This window comes from Streptomyces umbrinus, from assembly GCF_030817415.1.
Lineage (GTDB): Bacteria > Actinomycetota > Actinomycetes > Streptomycetales > Streptomycetaceae > Streptomyces > Streptomyces umbrinus_A.
Genome location: NZ_JAUSZI010000002.1, coordinates 6,411,594 through 6,427,532 on the forward strand (window position 1 = coordinate 6,411,594; position 15,939 = coordinate 6,427,532).

The window sequence follows — 15,939 nt, forward strand, 5'->3', positions numbered from 1 at the left end:
GACGCTCCGGTCACTTCACGGGTTGCGGCTCCGGTGCGCTCTCCGACTCGTCCTCGCCCGCCGGGGGCTCGTCGTCGACCGGGGTCTTCACGGAGTCGAGCAGCAGCTGAGCCACGTCGACGACCGTGATGGACTCCTTGGCCTTGCCGTCGTTCTTCTTGCCGTTGACCGAGTCGGTCAGCATGACCAGGCAGAACGGGCAGGCGGTGGAGACGATGTCGGGGTTGAGGGAGAGGGCTTCGTCGACGCGCTCGTTGTTGATGCGCTTGCCGATCCGCTCCTCCATCCACATCCGCGCACCACCGGCACCGCAGCAGAAGCCGCGCTCCTTGTGGCGGTGCATCTCCTGCTGGCGCAGGCCCGGGACGGCCGACATGATCTCGCGCGGAGGCGTGTAGATCTTGTTGTGACGGCCCAGGTAGCAGGGGTCGTGGTAGGTGATGAGGCCCTCGACCGGGGTCACCGGGATCAGCTTGCCCTCGTCGATCAGGTGCTGGAGCAGCTGGGTGTGGTGGATGACCTCGTAGTCGCCGCCGAGCTGCGGGTACTCGTTGCCGAGGGTGTTGAGGCAGTGCGGGCAGGTCGCGACGATCTTCTTCGCGGACTTGGGCTTCTTCGACTCGGCGGTGAAGTTGCCCTCGTCGTCCATCTCCTCGCCGAACGCCATGTTCAGCGCGGAGACGTTCTCCATGCCGAGCTCCTGGAAGAGGGGCTCGTTGCCCAGACGGCGGGCGGAGTCACCGGTGCACTTCTCGTCGCCGCCCATGATCGCGAACTTGACGCCCGCGATGTGCAGCAGCTCGGCGAAGGCCTTGGTGGTCTTCTTGGCGCGGTCCTCAAGGGCACCCGCACAGCCGACCCAGTACAGGTAGTCGACCTCGGACAGGTCCTCGATGTCCTTGCCGACGACCGGGATCTCGAAGTCGACCTCCTTGAGCCACTCCAGGCGCTGCTTCTTCGCCAGACCCCAGGGGTTGCCCTTCTTCTCCAGGTTCTTGAGCATCGTGCCCGCCTCGGACGGGAACGCGCTCTCGATCATCACCTGGTAGCGGCGCATGTCGACGATGTGGTCGATGTGCTCGATGTCGACGGGGCACTGCTCGACACAGGCGCCGCAGGTGGTGCAGGACCACAGCACGTCGGGGTCGATGACGCCGTTCTCTTCGAGGGTCCCGATGAGCGGGCGCTCGGCCTCCGCGAGGGCGGCGGCGGGCACGTCCTTGAGCTGCTCCGCGGTCGCCTTCTCGTTGCCTTCCATGTCCTTGCCGCCACCGGCGAGCAGGTAGGGGGCCTTGGCGTGGGCGTGGTCCCGCAGCGACATGATCAGCAGCTTCGGGGAGAGCGGCTTCCCGGTGTTCCAGGCGGGGCACTGCGACTGACAGCGCCCGCACTCGGTGCACGTGGAGAAGTCGAGGATGCCCTTCCAGGAGAACTGCTCGACCTGGGAGACACCGAACACGTCGTCGTCGCCCGGGTCGGTGAAGTCGATCGGCTCGCCGCCCGACGTCATCGGCAGCAGGGCACCCAGCGCGGTCCCGCCCTCGGCGTTCCGCTTGAACCAGATGTTCGGGAAGCCGAGGAAGCGGTGCCAGGCGACACCCATGTTGGTGTTCAGCGCGACGGTGATCATCCAGATCAGCGAGGTGCCGATCTTGATCATCGCGACGAGGTAGACGAGGTTCTGGAGCGCGCCGAGGGAGAGCCCCTTGAAGGCGAGGACCAGGGGGTACGAGGCGAAGTACGCGGCCTCGTAGTGCTCGACGTGGTGGATCGCGCCCTCAAGCCCGCGCAGGGTGTAGATGGCGAGGCCGATGGTGAGGATGACGTACTCGACGAAGTACGCCTGCCAGGCCTTGGAGCCCGCGAAGCGGGACTTGCGGCCGGCCCGGGAGGGCAGGTTCAGCAGCCGGATCGCGATGAGCACGACGATGCCGACGATCGTCATCACGCCGATGAACTCGGTGTACATCTCGAACGGCAGGAAGCCGCCGATGACGGGCAGCGTCCAGTCCGCCTCGAAGAGCTGGCCGTAGGCCTGCGCGAGGGTCGGCGGCAGCGTCAGGAAGCCGATCGCGACGAACCAGTGGGCGAAGCCGACGATGCCCCAGCGGTTCATCCGGGTGTGACCCAGGAATTCCTTCACCAGGGTGATCGTGCGAGCCTTGGGGTTGTCGGTGCGGCTGCCCGCCGGCACCGGCTGGCCCAGCTTCACGAACCGGTAGATCTGCGCGACGGCTCGGGCGATGAGCGCAACGCCGACCACGGTCAGGACCAGCGACACGATGATCGCGGCGAGTTGCATTTCGGGACTCCTCGGGCCTGCGAGGTTCTCTTCGGGGTGGGTCTCCCGGTTCCCCGAAGATTGATTACTAAGCGGTAACTTATGCAGTCCTCTGAGACTACCCACTCCTGTGTCCGCACTGTAGTCAGGGGTGCGGTGATCTGCGTCGCTGAGGCTTGCCTGAGTGAGTCGTGCCCCTTCAGGGTCGCGGGGCAGTGACACTATGCGGCTCCGCCGCGTGGGCGCGACCAGCCCCCGCGGGCCCGCAGTCAACTGCCGACCCGCAGGTCACGGCCTAATTGCGCGTAAGGGTGAGATAAGAGTTGAGCCCCCAAGACTCACCTCTGTTGACCGAGCGGGGAGCGTCGTGCACACTTGAGCCTGTTCCACTCAAGTCATTGCTGGAGGAATTGAAATGGCACGTGCGGTCGGCATCGACCTGGGCACGACTAACTCCGTCGTCAGCGTTCTGGAGGGCGGTGAGCCCACCGTCATCACCAACGCCGAGGGCGCCAGGACCACGCCGTCCGTCGTCGCCTTCGCCAAGAACGGTGAGGTGCTCGTCGGAGAGGTCGCCAAGCGCCAGGCGGTCACGAACGTGGACCGGACCATCCGCTCGGTGAAGCGTCACATGGGCACGGACTGGTCCATCGAGCTCGACGGGAAGAACTTCAACCCGCAGCAGATGAGCGCGTTCATCCTGCAGAAGCTGAAGCGCGACGCCGAGGCGTACCTGGGCGAGAAGGTCGCGGACGCGGTCATCACCGTCCCGGCGTACTTCAACGACTCCGAGCGCCAGGCGACGAAGGAGGCCGGCGAGATCGCGGGCCTGAACGTCCTGCGCATCGTGAACGAGCCCACCGCGGCCGCCCTCGCGTACGGCCTCGACAAGGACGACCAGACGATCCTCGTCTTCGACCTCGGTGGCGGCACCTTCGACGTGTCCCTCCTGGAGATCGGTGACGGCGTCGTCGAGGTGAAGGCCACGAACGGCGACAACCACCTCGGTGGTGACGACTGGGACCAGCGCGTCATGGACTACCTGGTCAAGCAGTTCTCCGCGGGCCACGGCGTGGACCTGGGCAAGGACAAGATGGCCCTCCAGCGCCTCCGCGAGGCCGCCGAGAAGGCCAAGATCGAGCTGTCCAGCTCCACCGAGACGTCGATCAACCTGCCCTACATCACCGCGTCCGCCGAGGGCCCGCTGCACCTGGACGAGAAGCTCACGCGCGCCCAGTTCCAGCAGCTCACCGCTGACCTTCTGGAGCGCTGCAAGACGCCGTTCCACAACGTCATCAAGGACGCCGGCATCCAGCTCAGCGAGATCGACCACGTCGTTCTCGTCGGTGGCTCCACCCGTATGCCCGCCGTCGCCGAGCTCGTCAAGGAGCTGACCGGCGGCCAGGACGCCAACAAGGGTGTGAACCCGGACGAGGTCGTCGCCATCGGCGCCGCCCTCCAGGCCGGTGTCCTCAAGGGTGAGGTCAAGGACGTCCTGCTCCTCGACGTGACCCCGCTGTCCCTCGGTATCGAGACCAAGGGAGGGATCATGACCAAGCTCATCGAGCGCAACACCACGATCCCGACCAAGCGGTCCGAGATCTTCACGACGGCCGAGGACAACCAGCCGTCCGTGCAGATCCAGGTCTACCAGGGCGAGCGCGAGATCGCGGCGTACAACAAGAAGCTCGGGATGTTCGAGCTGACCGGTCTGCCGCCGGCCCCGCGCGGGGTCCCGCAGATCGAGGTCGCCTTCGACATCGACGCCAACGGCATCATGCACGTGACCGCGAAGGACCTGGGCACGGGCAAGGAGCAGAAGATGACCGTCACCGGCGGCTCCTCGCTGCCGAAGGACGAGGTCGACCGCATGCGCCAGGAGGCCGAGCAGTACGCGGACGAGGACCACCGTCGCCGCGAGGCCGCCGAGTCCCGCAACCAGGGCGAGCAGCTCGTCTACCAGACGGAGAAGTTCCTCAAGGACAACGAGGACAAGGTCCCCGGTGACGTCAAGACCGAGGTCGAGACGAGCATCGAGGAGCTGAAGACCGCGCTCAAGGGCGAGGACACCACCGAGATCCGTACGGCCACCGAGAAGGTCGCCGCCGTCTCCCAGAAGCTCGGCCAGGCGATGTACGCGGACGCCCAGGCCGCGCAGGGTGCCGCCGGCGCCGAGGCCCCGGGTGCCGACGAGGGTGCGGGCGCCAAGGCCGCCGACGACGACGTCGTGGACGCCGAGATCGTCGACGAGGACCGTGACCGCAAGGACGGTGCCGCGTGACAGAGGAGACCCCGGGCTTCGACGAGCAGCCCGACGTCCCCTCCGGCGCCACCCCTGAAGACGCCGAGCCGAAGGCTGCCCCCTCCGTCGAGGAGGGGGCGGCCCAGGCAGGGGACGCGGCAGCAGCAGCACAGATCGCGGGCCTCACCGCCCAGCTGGACCAGGTGCGCACGGCGCTCGGCGAGCGTACGGCGGACGTCCAGCGGCTCCAGGCCGAGTACCAGAACTACCGCCGTCGGGTCGAGCGCGACCGGATCGCGGTCAAGGAGATCGCCATCGCGAACCTCCTGACCGAGCTCCTGCCCGTGCTCGACGACATCGGCCGCGCGCGGGACCACAGCGAACTGGTCGGCGGCTTCAAGTCGGTGGCCGAGTCGCTGGAGACCGTCGCGGCGAAGATGGGTCTGCAGCAGTTCGGCAAGGAGGGCGAGCCCTTCGACCCGACGATCCACGAGGCCCTGATGCACAGTTACGCACCGGACGTCACCGAGACGACGTGCGTGGCGATTCTGCAGCCGGGGTATCGCTTCGGCGAGCGCACCATCCGCCCCGCGCGGGTGGCCGTCGCCGAGCCCCAGCCGGGCGCGCAGACGGTCAAGGGCGACGAGACGGACGGGACCCAGGCGGCCGACGACAAGGAGAGCGGTGGCCCGGAAGAGGGCTGACGTGAAACAGGGCGTACGCGCGCCCGTATGCAGCAAGAACACCAAGCGCGTACGTGACAGTGGCGTGCGGAAGGAGGGGCGTCGAGGATGAGCACCAAGGACTTCATCGAGAAGGACTACTACAAGGTCCTCGGCGTCCCCAAGGACGCCACCGAGGCCGAGATCAAGAAGGCGTACCGGAAGCTCGCCCGCGAGTACCACCCGGACGCCAACAAGGGGAACGCGAAGGCCGAGGACCGCTTCAAGGAGATCTCCGAGGCGAACGACATCCTCGGTGACCCCAAGAAGCGCAAGGAGTACGACGAGGCCCGCGCCCTCTTCGGCAACGGCGGGTTCAGGCCAGGACCCGGCGCCGGAGGCGGCAACTTCAACTTCGACCTGGGCGACCTCTTCGGAGGAGGCCCGGGTCAGGGCGGAGCGGGCGGCCAGGGCGGCGCCGGCGGCTTCGGCGGCGGTATCGGTGACGTCTTCGGCGGGCTGTTCAACCGCGGCGGCGCCACCACCGGCACGCGTACGCAGCCGCGGCGCGGCCAGGACATCGACACCGAGGTCACGCTCAGCTTCACGGAGGCGGTGGACGGGGCGACCGTGCCCCTCCGCATGACCTCGCAGTCCCCCTGCAAGGCCTGTTCGGGCACCGGCGACAAGAACGGCACACCGCGCGTGTGCCCGACCTGCGTCGGCACCGGCCAGGTGGCGCGCGGCTCGGGCGGCGGCTTCTCGCTGACCGACCCGTGCCCCGACTGCAAGGGCCGCGGCCTGATCGCGGAGCACGCGTGCCTGGTCTGCAACGGCTCGGGACGCGCCAAGTCGTCCCGCACCATGCAGGTCCGTATCCCGGCCGGGGTCTCGGACAGCCAGCGCATCCGCCTCCGCGGCAAGGGCGCCCCGGGCGAGCGGGGCGGACCGGCGGGCGACCTCTACGTCACCGTGCACGTCGACGCCCACCCGGTCTTCGGCCGCAAGGGCGACAACCTCACCGTCACCGTGCCCGTCACCTTCACGGAGGCGGCGCTCGGCGGCGAGGTCCGCGTGCCCACGCTCGGGGGGCCTCCGGTCACCCTGAAGCTGCCCCCGGGCACGCCCAACGGCCGTACGATGCGCGCCCGTGGCAAGGGCGCGGTCCGCAAGGACGGCACCCGCGGGGACCTGTTGGTCACCGTCGAGGTGAGTGTCCCCACGGACGTGACGGGGAAGGCTCGTGACGCGCTCGAGGCGTATCGCGAGGCCACCGCGGACGAGGACCCGCGGGCGGAGCTGTTCCAGGCCGCGAAGGGAGCATGAGGACACCATGGACGCAACCGGACGCCGTCGACAGAGTTCTTATTCCGCATATGAGCTGACGGAAGAAACACCGGTGTACGTCATCTCGGTGGCCGCCCAGCTCTCCGGCCTGCACCCGCAGACCCTCCGCCAGTACGACCGTCTCGGCCTGGTCTCCCCGGACCGCACAGCCGGGCGCGGCCGCCGCTACTCGGCCCGTGACATCGAACTGCTGCGCACCGTCCAGCAGTTGTCGCAGGACGAGGGCATCAACCTCGCCGGCATCAAGCGCATCATCGAGCTGGAGAACCAGGTCGCCGCGCTCCAGTCCCGCGTCGCGGAGATGGAAGCGGCCCTGGACGGCGCGGCGGCCGCGATGCAGCAGCGCGAGGCCGCCGTCCACGCCTCGTACCGCCGCGACCTGGTCCCGTACCAGGAGGTCCAGCAGACGAGCGCGCTGGTGGTGTGGCGCCCGAAGCGACAGCAGTCGGACTGACACGCGCGCATGAGGACACACGTATAAGTACATGGGAGGGGCCCGGAGGTTCGACCGAACCTCCGGGCCCCTCCCATGTGTTGTCGGATTCTGGGGGAATGGAGCTTTCCCATGGCCATGGTGGGGCTGTTCTGGATCGCCGAGGGCGATGTGTATGTGGGGGCGAAACCGTCCGGGCAGGCCCCGGGGGTGCGGCTGACGCCGGAGGGGGTTGTGTCGCTCGGCGACGGCAGCTCGGACCTGTGGCCGTGGGACGAGGTGCGTGGGCTGACCGTCGGGGATGTCCCGCTGAAAACCCTCAAGCGTCAGATCAGCGTGATGGTGGACATGGTGCTGACCGTGACCAGCTTCGGCGAGACCGACGCACCGCCCATGATGAGCGTCATGGTCGAAACAGCCGACGGGACCACCGATTTGACCGTGTACGCGGCGGCGTCCAGTTACTCCCAGGAGGAGTACGACCTCTCGCTGTCCCTCCTGTCCCACCTGACGGCGGGAGAGGCCACCCTGCGGGCGACGCTGGCCGCCATGGCGCAGTGGGGCCGGGCGCAGGAGGACGGTTCGCCCCGGGCGGCGGAGCGGGAGGGGCTGCTGCGGGAGTGGGTCGGGGTCGGCAGCCTCTCGTGAGTGAACGGGCATCAGGAGTGGCGGGGTATCAGGGGTGGCCGGCTCATGGCCGTAGCGCGACGAAGACGAACTCCCGGCCCGGCCGGTCGGGGGCGTCGCGGACGTCCTCCACGACGTACCCCTGCGCGGCCAGGTCCGCCTCGATCTCGTTCCGCTCGCGGAAACGGAGGGTCGATTCCGAGGTCAGAACCTCTCCGTCCGCGGCGAACACGAAGGTGTGGCGGAATGTCACCAACTGCCCGTCGACCTCGACCAGGTCGTCCCAGCCCTCGATCGCGCCGACACTCGGGAGCTCCGTAACCCCGTACGAGGCCTCGCGGTTCCACTCCTCCCAGGCGCGCCGGGCCGGATTCCGCGTCTCGAAGACGAAACGCCCACCGGGCCGCAGGGCTTCGTAGGCGCCCCGCAGGGTCTTCCGCCACATCTCCGGATCGGCCAACTCCTGGGCGGCGTTCGCCGTCATGGTCGCGAGATCGGCCTGGAGCGGCGGGAGGGTGGTGCCGTCCCCGTGGACCCAGCGCACCCTTTCACTGCCGGGCTTGCCCCGGGCCACGTCGAGGGACGCCAGGGCGGGGTCGACACCGACGACGTCGATCCCGCGATCGGCGAGCAGCAGCGCGAACACGCCCGTCCCGCAGCCGATGTCGAGAACCTGACGCGCCCCGAACTCCTCGGCGATGCGCACGTACGCGTCGAGGTCGCTCCGATCGGGATCGAGCGGGTCGTAGAGCGCGGCGAGCCGCGGATGCCGGAAGGCTTCGCCCGCCATCAGCAGTTGCGAGGCGCGCGCCCGGCGGTACGGGTACGGGCGTGGTGCAGAAGTCCCGCGAGGCCCTGCGGGGCGGTGGCGAGGACGACGCCGGGGGTGTCGCTCTCGCGGAGGCGGAGGGTTCCGTCGGGGGCGGTGGCTATGTAGAGACACTCGCCCTGCGGGCCGCCGCTGAACGTCGACTTCTGCCAGTTGAGTTCAGGCATCCGCGTCTCCCTAGAGGGTGTAGAGGACGTGCTGGATGAGGGCCAGAGAGTCCTTCACGGAGTGTGCTTCCGGGGCCAACGATACGTCGATCGGGGGCAAGGCGTAATCAGCAAGCCGCTCGAACAGCCTCCCGTACTGGAGCAGGGCCTCCTGGTCGCCCAAGTACCGGATCCCGGTGGGCTGTTCGAGTACCACGGTGCCCAGTCGTGGCTCGGAAGGGAGCAGGTGGACGAAGTTCCCGCTGATGGCGGCATGCGCCTGAGAGCTGAACGGATAGATCCGGATGGTCACGTGGGGGAGCCGGGCCAGCTCGATGAGATGGAGCAACTGGCCGCGAACCACGTCCGTGCCGCCGAACCGCATGTGCAGGGCGGACTCGTGGATCACGGCGTGTACGGACGGGGGGTTCTCGCGGGTCAGGATCCGCTGCCGTTCCATACGGAACCTCAGTGCGTACTCGACGTCCTCGTTCTCGAAGCCCAGTTTCGGGGTGGCGAAGATGGCCTGTGCGTAGTCGGCCGTCTGGAAGAGGCCCGGGATGAAGAGTGACTGGTGCAACCGCAGTTCAACCGCTTGCCCTTCCAGCTCCGCCATGTTCAAGGGCCCTTGTTCCATGGGCTTTTTGTAGGCCGCCCACCACCCCTTGCCCGTTGCCTCGGACATGACCACCAGAGCCTCGATGTAGGTCTTATCCGTGCATCCATAGAGGTCGCACAGCTCGTGGAGGCGTTCCGTCAGGATGGTCGTCTTCGCCGTCTCGATCTGGCTCAGCTGGGCCCTGCCCATGCCGATGCGCGCGGCAGCCTCCCCGGCACTGAACCCTGCTTGTTCGCGCAGGTGTTTGAGTTCGTAGCCGAGTCGTCGCTGGCGTTCGCTGATGGTGGTGCGCAGTCCCACGGTTCACTCCTCATCGGTCGCCAAAGTCTCCCCGGATCACAGGAGTTCGTCCACCGATACGAGTGAGTAGCTTGAACAATGTAAACCACCGGCCCTACTGTGAGTGTGGTTCCAGTCACCAAGAGGAACCATTCAACTCCCCCTGCCCACAAGCCGACAGAGCACCCGCCCCTCCACCCAGGAGCGCTCGGGCAAAGCCATCGCCGGGCGCGGGCCGTGTCACCCCCCACCCCCGACTGGAGCCGCCACCCATGAACCCCGCCCGCCGCGCCGCCCACCGCCCCGCGCAACTCGCCTACGAATACAGCCTGTTCGCCCCCGCGGACGCCACCGCGCCCCGCGTCTGCCGGGACTTCGTGCGGGCCGTCCTGTTCACGCACGACCGCGAAACCCTCGTCATGCCCGCCGCCCTGTGCACCTCGGAACTCGTCACGAACGTCCATCTGCACACCAAGGGCGCCGCCATGCTGCGGATCCGGCTGAATCCGGCCCGTCTCCATGTGAGCGTCTTCGACGAGAGCCCCGACCCACCGGTCGTGGCGCACCCGGCGGCGGGGGTCGCCGCCTGCTGGGGGCGAGGGCTTGCCCTGGTCGAGGAGGTGGCGGACACATGGGGCGTCGCGGACGGGAGGACGGGGCGGTACGCGAAGGGGGTTTGGTTCGAGCTGCGGCCGGCGGGGTGAGCCGTATCCGCTCACCTGTTTGAGTCAGCCGGATGCCTCGACGCCCATTTGCCTGCCCGCCGCGCGGCGTTCCCGCAAGCTCAGGGCCCACGACGCCACTGCGAGGCAGATGGGCAGGTAGAACACCCACAAGTCCGAGGCACCGGAAGCTGCGAGAAGGCACCTTGAAGACACCGCAGCCGTAAGCAGTACAGCGGGCAGCCACTGACGCCAGGGGGGCAAGTGGCTCATCCGAAAGACCGACCAGGCCATCCAGGCGAAGACGCACAGAACGGGGATCTCGAAGATCATCCAAGGCTCCGGAACATAGAGGCAGGCGTCAAGCGCGAGCGAGCCCGCTGAACGTACCGCCTGCTCCCGGGACCGGTCCCGGGAGCAGGCAGACCAGCCATCGGTGCGCGGAGCGGCTAACCGCGGCCGGCGGGGTGAGTCGTTTCTGCTTCATCTGTTCGAGTGAACAGCGAACGTTTCCGCAGGTGAGCCCATATGGCTGCCTACCGTTATTGCGTTGCTTGTGCCACAAGCACGCCCAGCCCACACTTGAGGAGGTGACGCCACGATGACCGCTCTTGCGCACGAGAGGCCCGAGACCATGACCGAGATCAGGACCGAGCCTCAGTGCCTGCCCGAGAACGGCCCCGGCCTTGACAGGGTTCTGTGGCAGGCATGGAAGGCCATGGAACTCCCCGAGGGCTACCGCGCTGAGATCATCGAGGGAGCCATCGAGGTGTCGCCCACCGGCCGTTATTCGCATGCTCGTGTCGTCAACCGTTTGCGGGACGCGCTGGCGGACTTCTTGCGGGGCAGTGAGCATGCTGCCTGGAACGACACGAACGTGATCCACGGGCACCGGGCGTGGATTCCGGATGGCTTCGTGGCTCCAAGGGATGAGGAGCCAGCAGCGACAGAGGACGATCTGGGCATCAAGGCCCCTGCGGTCGAACTGATCTTCGAGATCGTCTCTCCCGGCAAGCGCAGCCAGGATCGCGACCGGATCAAGAAGCGCCGCGAATACGCCCGCGCCGGCATTCCCGTGTACGTGATCATCGATGACTACGACGGTGAGGGCGCCGTCACCCTCTTCACCGGGCCCCGCCCCGACAGGGCCGACTGGGAGGACATCCACCGCGTCCCCTACGGCACCGAGGTCACCATCCCCGAAGGCCCCGCCAAGGGTTTCGTCGTTACGGAGGCGATCACGGGACCGGCGCGGACCAAGAAGTAGAGCACCTATCGGCCCAGCGTCTGCCAGACCGTCAGCGCCAGTGCCAGGCACGACGTGGCCGCCGCCAGGGACGGCAGGGGCCAGCGGGCGCGTTCCAGGGCCTCGATACGCGTCTCGTGTTCGTCGAGGGCCTTGTCGGTCTGGTCGGCGCGCTGGAGAAGAAGCGCGAGGTCGCCGCGGGTGGTCGCGAAACCGACGTCGACCGAGCGACGCAGCCGCTCCAGCTCCAGGACGACCTCCTCCGTCTCAGTCGCCGTCATCGCGCACCTCCCGGCGATCGTCCGCATCGGTATCGGTATCGGCGTCGGTATCGGTCATCGTGCTGCTCCTCGTGCTCCTCGTTCTCTTCCGTGTTTCCCGGTCTCGTCGGTGCTTGCCGGCGCGCGTCGCCCGTCAGTCCCGCGGCACGCGCAGTCTGTCCCAGCTGGTGCGGCCCGGGATGCCGTCCGCCGCCGCGCCCACGTAGCCGAGCTTGCGCTGCCAGGCGGCGTACGAGAGGACGTCGGCGCGGGTCCATACGGGGCCGGGGCCGTTCGCGTACCGGCCGCAGTCCTCGGCCACCAGCCGTCTGCCGACGGCGGTGACCAGTTCGCTGCGGCGGCCCGGCACGAAGAACGCGGCGCCCGGGAAGGGCGCGTGCGCCACAGGTGTGGGGCACGGAGTGGGCCTGTCGCCCAGCAGTGCGTCGATCCGCGCGCGCATCACCGCCATCGGGAACGACGGGTCGATCTTCCGCCGCGTCCACTCCTTGTGGGCGATCACGCTGGCCGCCGACCAGCCATGGGCACGGCACACGGCCGCCGACAGCCGCTCCACGGCGGCGAGTTGGGCCGCCGGATACGGATCGCGGCCATTGCCCAGGTTCTCGATCTCGAAGCCGTAGAAGCGGGCGTTGCCGTCCACGGCGTCCGGCCCGGGGGCGGGGAGCGTGGACCTCTCGGCCCGTACGGCGTCCAGGACCGCGGCCGAACCCGGACCGGCGTGGTTGGTACGGCCGTACCCGAGCAGGTGCAGTGTGCCGTCCTTGGTGATCAGCCCGACGCACAGCGGGCCCGGCAGCGCCGCGGTGCCGTCGCGGCACAGGCGGAGACTGTCGGTGCCCGCGGTGTGGTGCAGCATCACGCCGTGCACCGGACCCCAGGGACCCTTGTGATTTCGGTTGTGCGTACGCCAGTTGGCGTGCTCGGAAAGGGCGACGCCCTCGCCGCGCAGCGCGCGGGCGAGGGCGTCGGCCGTCAGGGGTGTGGCCATGACGTCCTCAGTTGACGGGGGTGACGGTCAGGAACCGGAAGGCGAACGTGGCCGTTCCCGCGGTGCACCTGTAGGCGGCGGTCGCCGTGTACGCGCTGTTCGGGGTGAGGCCACTGACCAGGTACTGGGTGCTCGCCGAGACCTGGCCCGTACCGGTGGAGATGGCCGAGCGGCCGTCGCTGGCGGCCAGCACGACCGTCGAACCCGAACCGGCCTTGACGTTCGCCGACATGAAGCACGTACCGGTGGTGCTGTTGCTGATACGTGCGCCCACCGACACGAGCACGGAGCCGGAGGCCGGAGCCGTGAAGGCGGCCACCGTCGGGTCGCCGGTGGAACCGGTGAGCGTCTCCACGAACGCTGTCGCGGCGGTGGTGCCGACCGTCGAGTTCGCCTTGTGGACCGGGGCGGGCGCCAGTTGGGACCAGACGCTGCCGGTGTAGTACCAGTACTGCTTCGGCGTGCTGAGCCAGCACAGCATGCCCGCCACCGGGGCGGTCACCTTGGTGTCCCGCGCGGCGCCGTCGGCGAACCGCAGCACGGTCCGGCCGTCCACGGCCTCGGCGAGCGACTGGATGTGCACGGGAATGTTCGCGGCGTCGGCCGGCTGCGGGTACGGGAGACTGCCGAGCGGAGTGAGCAGGGCCATGACGGCTTCCTCCTGGAGCTCGTGGGAGACGGGGAGTTGGGGAGCTGGGGAGCTGGGGTGGAGTTACGGGGATGGGGAGACGCGGCGCGAGGTCAGTCGCCCAGGACCGGCGGCAGCGAATCCGCCGGCATGCCGCCATCCCCGTCGCGTGTCGTCGGGCTGTCGATCGGGACGGGATGGGCCACGTTGCCGTCCTCCTCGACGGGGTCCAACAGCGGTTCCTGCAGCGGTTCCAACGGCCGTTCCTGCGCGGGCAGTTCGCTCATGACGCGCCTCCCGGTGCGTTGAGCAGCTCGCGGTAGGAGACCTTGCTGCTGGTCAGGGTGTCGAGCGTCGCGTTCTGCGCCTCGATCAGGGAGTACGTGCGCTGCGTGCCGTACCCCGGGTCGACCGGCGGGTCCGGGGTGAGCCCGGCGTCGGCCGGGACACCGTTGTAGGAGGTGCCGCGCAGGGTCAGGGTCTGTTGCGGGGCGGCGCCGGACGCGCAGGTGGTGCGGATGCCGACGACCCAGGCGAGCGTGTCGAGCGTGGCGCCGCTGGTGTCCACCACCCGTACGACGTCGCCGAGTTGGATGCGGGGGTCGTGCAGCACCTCCACCTCGCCGAGCACCGGCACCGGATAGCGGCCGGCGTCGAGCATGGCGAACGACAGGTCCGAGGCGGCCTGCCGCTGCTGCACCCACTCGGTCGCGGGCGCCTGGTAGACCTGCTTGCCGTAGTGGAGCTGGCTGTTGGTGTTGTACCAGGCGTACGAGCGCTGCCGGGGATCGCCCGTGCGCTTCTGCGGCACGATCTGCACGGACGGCTTGCCGTCCTTGGTGACCGTCCAGACGCTCGCCGTGCCGTGGTTGGTGAAGCGGACGATGTAGTTCGGGCCGTCGCGCCGCGAGCCGACCGTCACCCGGCCCTTGACCGAGGTGCCGCCCGTCGCCGCGCTGCCGAAGCGGACCCGGTGGCCCCCGATCGGAGCCACGTCGTCCTCGATCTGGAGCGGCCCGATGTCGAGTTCGTCCTCGGCGATGGCGTAGGCGACCTCCACCGAGGTGCCCGGCCGGATCTCCCGTACGACGGTGTCGGTGACCGTGTCGCTGAAGGTGTGGCTGATGCCCGTCCAGTCCTGGTAGGGCTGTTCGCAGTAGTTGCGGCAGGCGTCGATCTCCTCGGAGACGGTGAGCGCGGCGATGTCCCGCCGGGTGGTCACCGTGAGATCGGGCCGCGCCGGCACCGACTGGAACCGGCCGGGGCCGCGCCAGCGGAAGACGCCCAGCTCGTCGAACTCGGCCGTGGACAGCGTGGCGCGGGCGATCTCGGTGATGGCGTCCCACTGGGAGCCGGAGACCTTGGGCAGGTCGAACAGCGGCACCGTCGCGTCGTCGAGCACCGCGCCCCTGGCCCAACGGCCCTTCTGCTCCCACTCGTCGGCGGTGTACGAGGTCAGGTCGGGCCAGGATCGGTCGGTGACCTGGAGGCACTCGACGGCCACGTCCGTCTTCAGATTGACCTGGAACAGCTCGGAGGGCGGCTGGAGCGCCGACGCCTCGGTGAAGGTGTAGGGCGCGGTCGGCGGGACGACGTACTCCCCGTCGGGTGCGGTGAGCCGCGGGTACACGGTCGCCGGGGTGCTCGCGCCGGCGGTCCCCGCCCGGGTGTCCACCGTGAACCCGAGATGCCACACCCCCTTGAGGGAGGCGAGCTTGGGAATGGTCCAGCTCGCGACCGTGCCGCCGCCGTCGACCGTGCCCGAGGTGATCTTCACGACGCCGGTCGCGAAGTACACGTTCAGCGCGTAGTTGCCGAACGCTCCCGCGCTGCGGTCGAAGACCAGCTTGAGTTCCAGTTCGCTGCCCACCGAGAGCGCGGTGTTCACATGCAGCTCGGCCTGGAACACCTTCCCGGCCACGACGAATCGGGACCGCGGCATCCAGGACACTTCGAGCCCGGCCGCCTTCGGCATGAGCGCCGTGTCGAACGGGGCTCCGTCCCGGATCCAGGAGTACGACGCCGGGGCCGGCAGCGTCTCCGGCTGCCCGTACGAGGCGTTGAAGCCGCCGTGCAGCGAGGCGTAGAGCACGGTGAACGGCTTGGCGGGGTCCTCGGCCACGGCCGGTCCCCGGGGCGGCGGGCAGCTGTGGATGCCGCCCCGGCGCAGGAGTTCGTCCACGCACCAGGTCGCGCTCGCCACGGGACGCCCGTAGCGCAGACCGTGATAGGGCCGCGGCAACTCGGCGCGTCCGCGCAGCCGCTCCGCGCCGTCCAGCGCCTGCACGGTGACGGTGTCGCTGCCCGACGAGGCAGCGCGGGACCGTACGGTGCCCCGGAACGCAGGCACCGTACGGCCGTTCGCGCCCGCCCTGTGGACGACGGACTGACCGGGGCGTACGACGTCGCCGGTGCCGCGGCCAGCCCAGGCCGAGTACAGCAGGGGCGCGGGCACGCCGGTGCCGCCGAGCAGCAGTTCCAGCTGGGCCGACGCGCTTCCGGAGAAGGCGCGCAGGGCCTCGGGCAGATCCGTGCTGTAGGCCCGCTCCACCTTCCAGGACTGGATCTGCGCGCCCAGCTCCCGGCCGCCGAGCCGGGTGGCGTGGGCCGGGGTCCGGTCCGGGGCGGCGAGGGCGGCGCCGAGCAACTCGTCTGAGTCCTGCACC

16 protein-coding genes are annotated in these 15,939 nt (G+C 69.0%); 7 read left to right on the top strand and 9 right to left on the bottom strand.

Annotated elements, in window-relative coordinates:
• Positions 1-10 precede the first annotated feature (10 nt).
• Entirely contained in the window at positions 11-2,302 is a 2,292-nt protein-coding gene (locus QF035_RS28225; RefSeq protein WP_307523368.1) for a (Fe-S)-binding protein, read from the bottom strand.
• 394 nt (positions 2,303-2,696) lie between these two features.
• On the opposite strand from QF035_RS28225, the gene dnaK reads away from it, so the two are divergent.
• The 5 genes from dnaK (at position 2,697) to QF035_RS28250 (ending at position 7,613) form a co-directional block, all read left to right on the top strand.
• Positions 2,697-4,562 (top strand): molecular chaperone DnaK, encoded by a 1,866-nt coding sequence (dnaK, locus tag QF035_RS28230; RefSeq protein ID WP_143640117.1) that lies wholly within the window; start codon positions 2,697-2,699, stop codon positions 4,560-4,562.
• Positions 4,559-5,227: a nucleotide exchange factor GrpE gene (gene grpE, locus QF035_RS28235; RefSeq protein WP_307523369.1), complete on the top strand. Its 669-nt coding sequence runs from the start codon at positions 4,559-4,561 to the stop codon at positions 5,225-5,227. The genes dnaK and grpE overlap by 4 nt, the downstream gene beginning before the upstream one ends.
• A gap of 87 nt (positions 5,228-5,314) precedes the next feature.
• Positions 5,315-6,511: a molecular chaperone DnaJ gene (gene dnaJ, locus QF035_RS28240; RefSeq protein WP_055615522.1), complete on the top strand. Its 1,197-nt coding sequence runs from the start codon at positions 5,315-5,317 to the stop codon at positions 6,509-6,511.
• Positions 6,512-6,518: 7 nt separating this feature from the next.
• Positions 6,519-6,986: a heat shock protein transcriptional repressor HspR gene (locus QF035_RS28245; RefSeq protein ID WP_055615521.1), complete on the top strand. Its 468-nt coding sequence runs from the start codon at positions 6,519-6,521 to the stop codon at positions 6,984-6,986.
• A 111-nt stretch (positions 6,987-7,097) separates the two neighbouring features.
• Positions 7,098-7,613 carry a hypothetical protein gene (locus tag QF035_RS28250; RefSeq protein ID WP_307523370.1) on the top strand — a complete coding sequence of 172 codons (516 nt, stop codon included), beginning with the start codon at positions 7,098-7,100 and terminating at the stop codon, positions 7,611-7,613.
• Positions 7,614-7,656: 43 nt separating this feature from the next.
• Here the strand turns inward: QF035_RS28250 and QF035_RS28255 are convergent, their stop codons facing one another.
• The 3 genes from QF035_RS28255 to QF035_RS28265 are packed head-to-tail and all read right to left on the bottom strand — an operon-like array spanning position 7,657 to position 9,486.
• Positions 7,657-8,382, bottom strand: a complete 726-nt coding sequence (locus QF035_RS28255) for a class I SAM-dependent methyltransferase (protein ID WP_307523371.1) — start codon at positions 8,380-8,382, stop codon at positions 7,657-7,659.
• A complete protein-coding gene (locus tag QF035_RS28260; RefSeq protein WP_307523372.1) occupies positions 8,382-8,588 on the bottom strand; it encodes a DUF397 domain-containing protein in 207 nt (68 codons plus the stop codon). The genes QF035_RS28255 and QF035_RS28260 overlap by 1 nt, the downstream gene beginning before the upstream one ends.
• A gap of 10 nt (positions 8,589-8,598) precedes the next feature.
• Entirely contained in the window at positions 8,599-9,486 is an 888-nt protein-coding gene (locus QF035_RS28265; RefSeq protein ID WP_307523373.1) for a helix-turn-helix domain-containing protein, read from the bottom strand.
• Between the two features lie 251 nt (positions 9,487-9,737).
• Between QF035_RS28265 and QF035_RS28270 the strand changes: the two genes are divergently transcribed.
• On the top strand, positions 9,738-10,169 hold the full coding sequence (locus QF035_RS28270) for an ATP-binding protein (protein WP_307523374.1): 432 nt from the start codon (positions 9,738-9,740) through the stop codon (positions 10,167-10,169).
• Between the two features lie 559 nt (positions 10,170-10,728).
• A complete protein-coding gene (locus QF035_RS28275) occupies positions 10,729-11,394 on the top strand; it encodes a Uma2 family endonuclease (RefSeq protein ID WP_307523375.1) in 666 nt (221 codons plus the stop codon).
• Between the two features lie 5 nt (positions 11,395-11,399).
• On the opposite strand, the gene QF035_RS28280 is transcribed toward QF035_RS28275, so the two are convergent.
• The 5 genes from QF035_RS28280 to QF035_RS28300 form a co-directional block, all read right to left on the bottom strand.
• Positions 11,400-11,654 carry a hypothetical protein gene (locus tag QF035_RS28280; protein WP_307523376.1) on the bottom strand — a complete coding sequence of 85 codons (255 nt, stop codon included), beginning with the start codon at positions 11,652-11,654 and terminating at the stop codon, positions 11,400-11,402.
• Positions 11,655-11,787: 133 nt separating this feature from the next.
• The gene (locus tag QF035_RS28285; protein ID WP_307523377.1) at positions 11,788-12,645 is read right to left on the bottom strand and encodes a peptidoglycan-binding protein; all 858 of its coding nucleotides are present in this window, start codon (positions 12,643-12,645) and stop codon (positions 11,788-11,790) included.
• A gap of 7 nt (positions 12,646-12,652) precedes the next feature.
• On the bottom strand, positions 12,653-13,294 hold the full coding sequence (locus QF035_RS28290) for a hypothetical protein (protein WP_307523378.1): 642 nt from the start codon (positions 13,292-13,294) through the stop codon (positions 12,653-12,655).
• A gap of 92 nt (positions 13,295-13,386) precedes the next feature.
• Positions 13,387-13,560, bottom strand: a complete 174-nt coding sequence (locus QF035_RS28295; RefSeq protein WP_307523379.1) for a hypothetical protein — start codon at positions 13,558-13,560, stop codon at positions 13,387-13,389.
• Entirely contained in the window at positions 13,557-15,938 is a 2,382-nt protein-coding gene (locus QF035_RS28300) for a hypothetical protein (RefSeq protein ID WP_307523380.1), read from the bottom strand. The genes QF035_RS28295 and QF035_RS28300 overlap by 4 nt, the downstream gene beginning before the upstream one ends.
• Position 15,939: the final 1 nt, after the last annotated feature.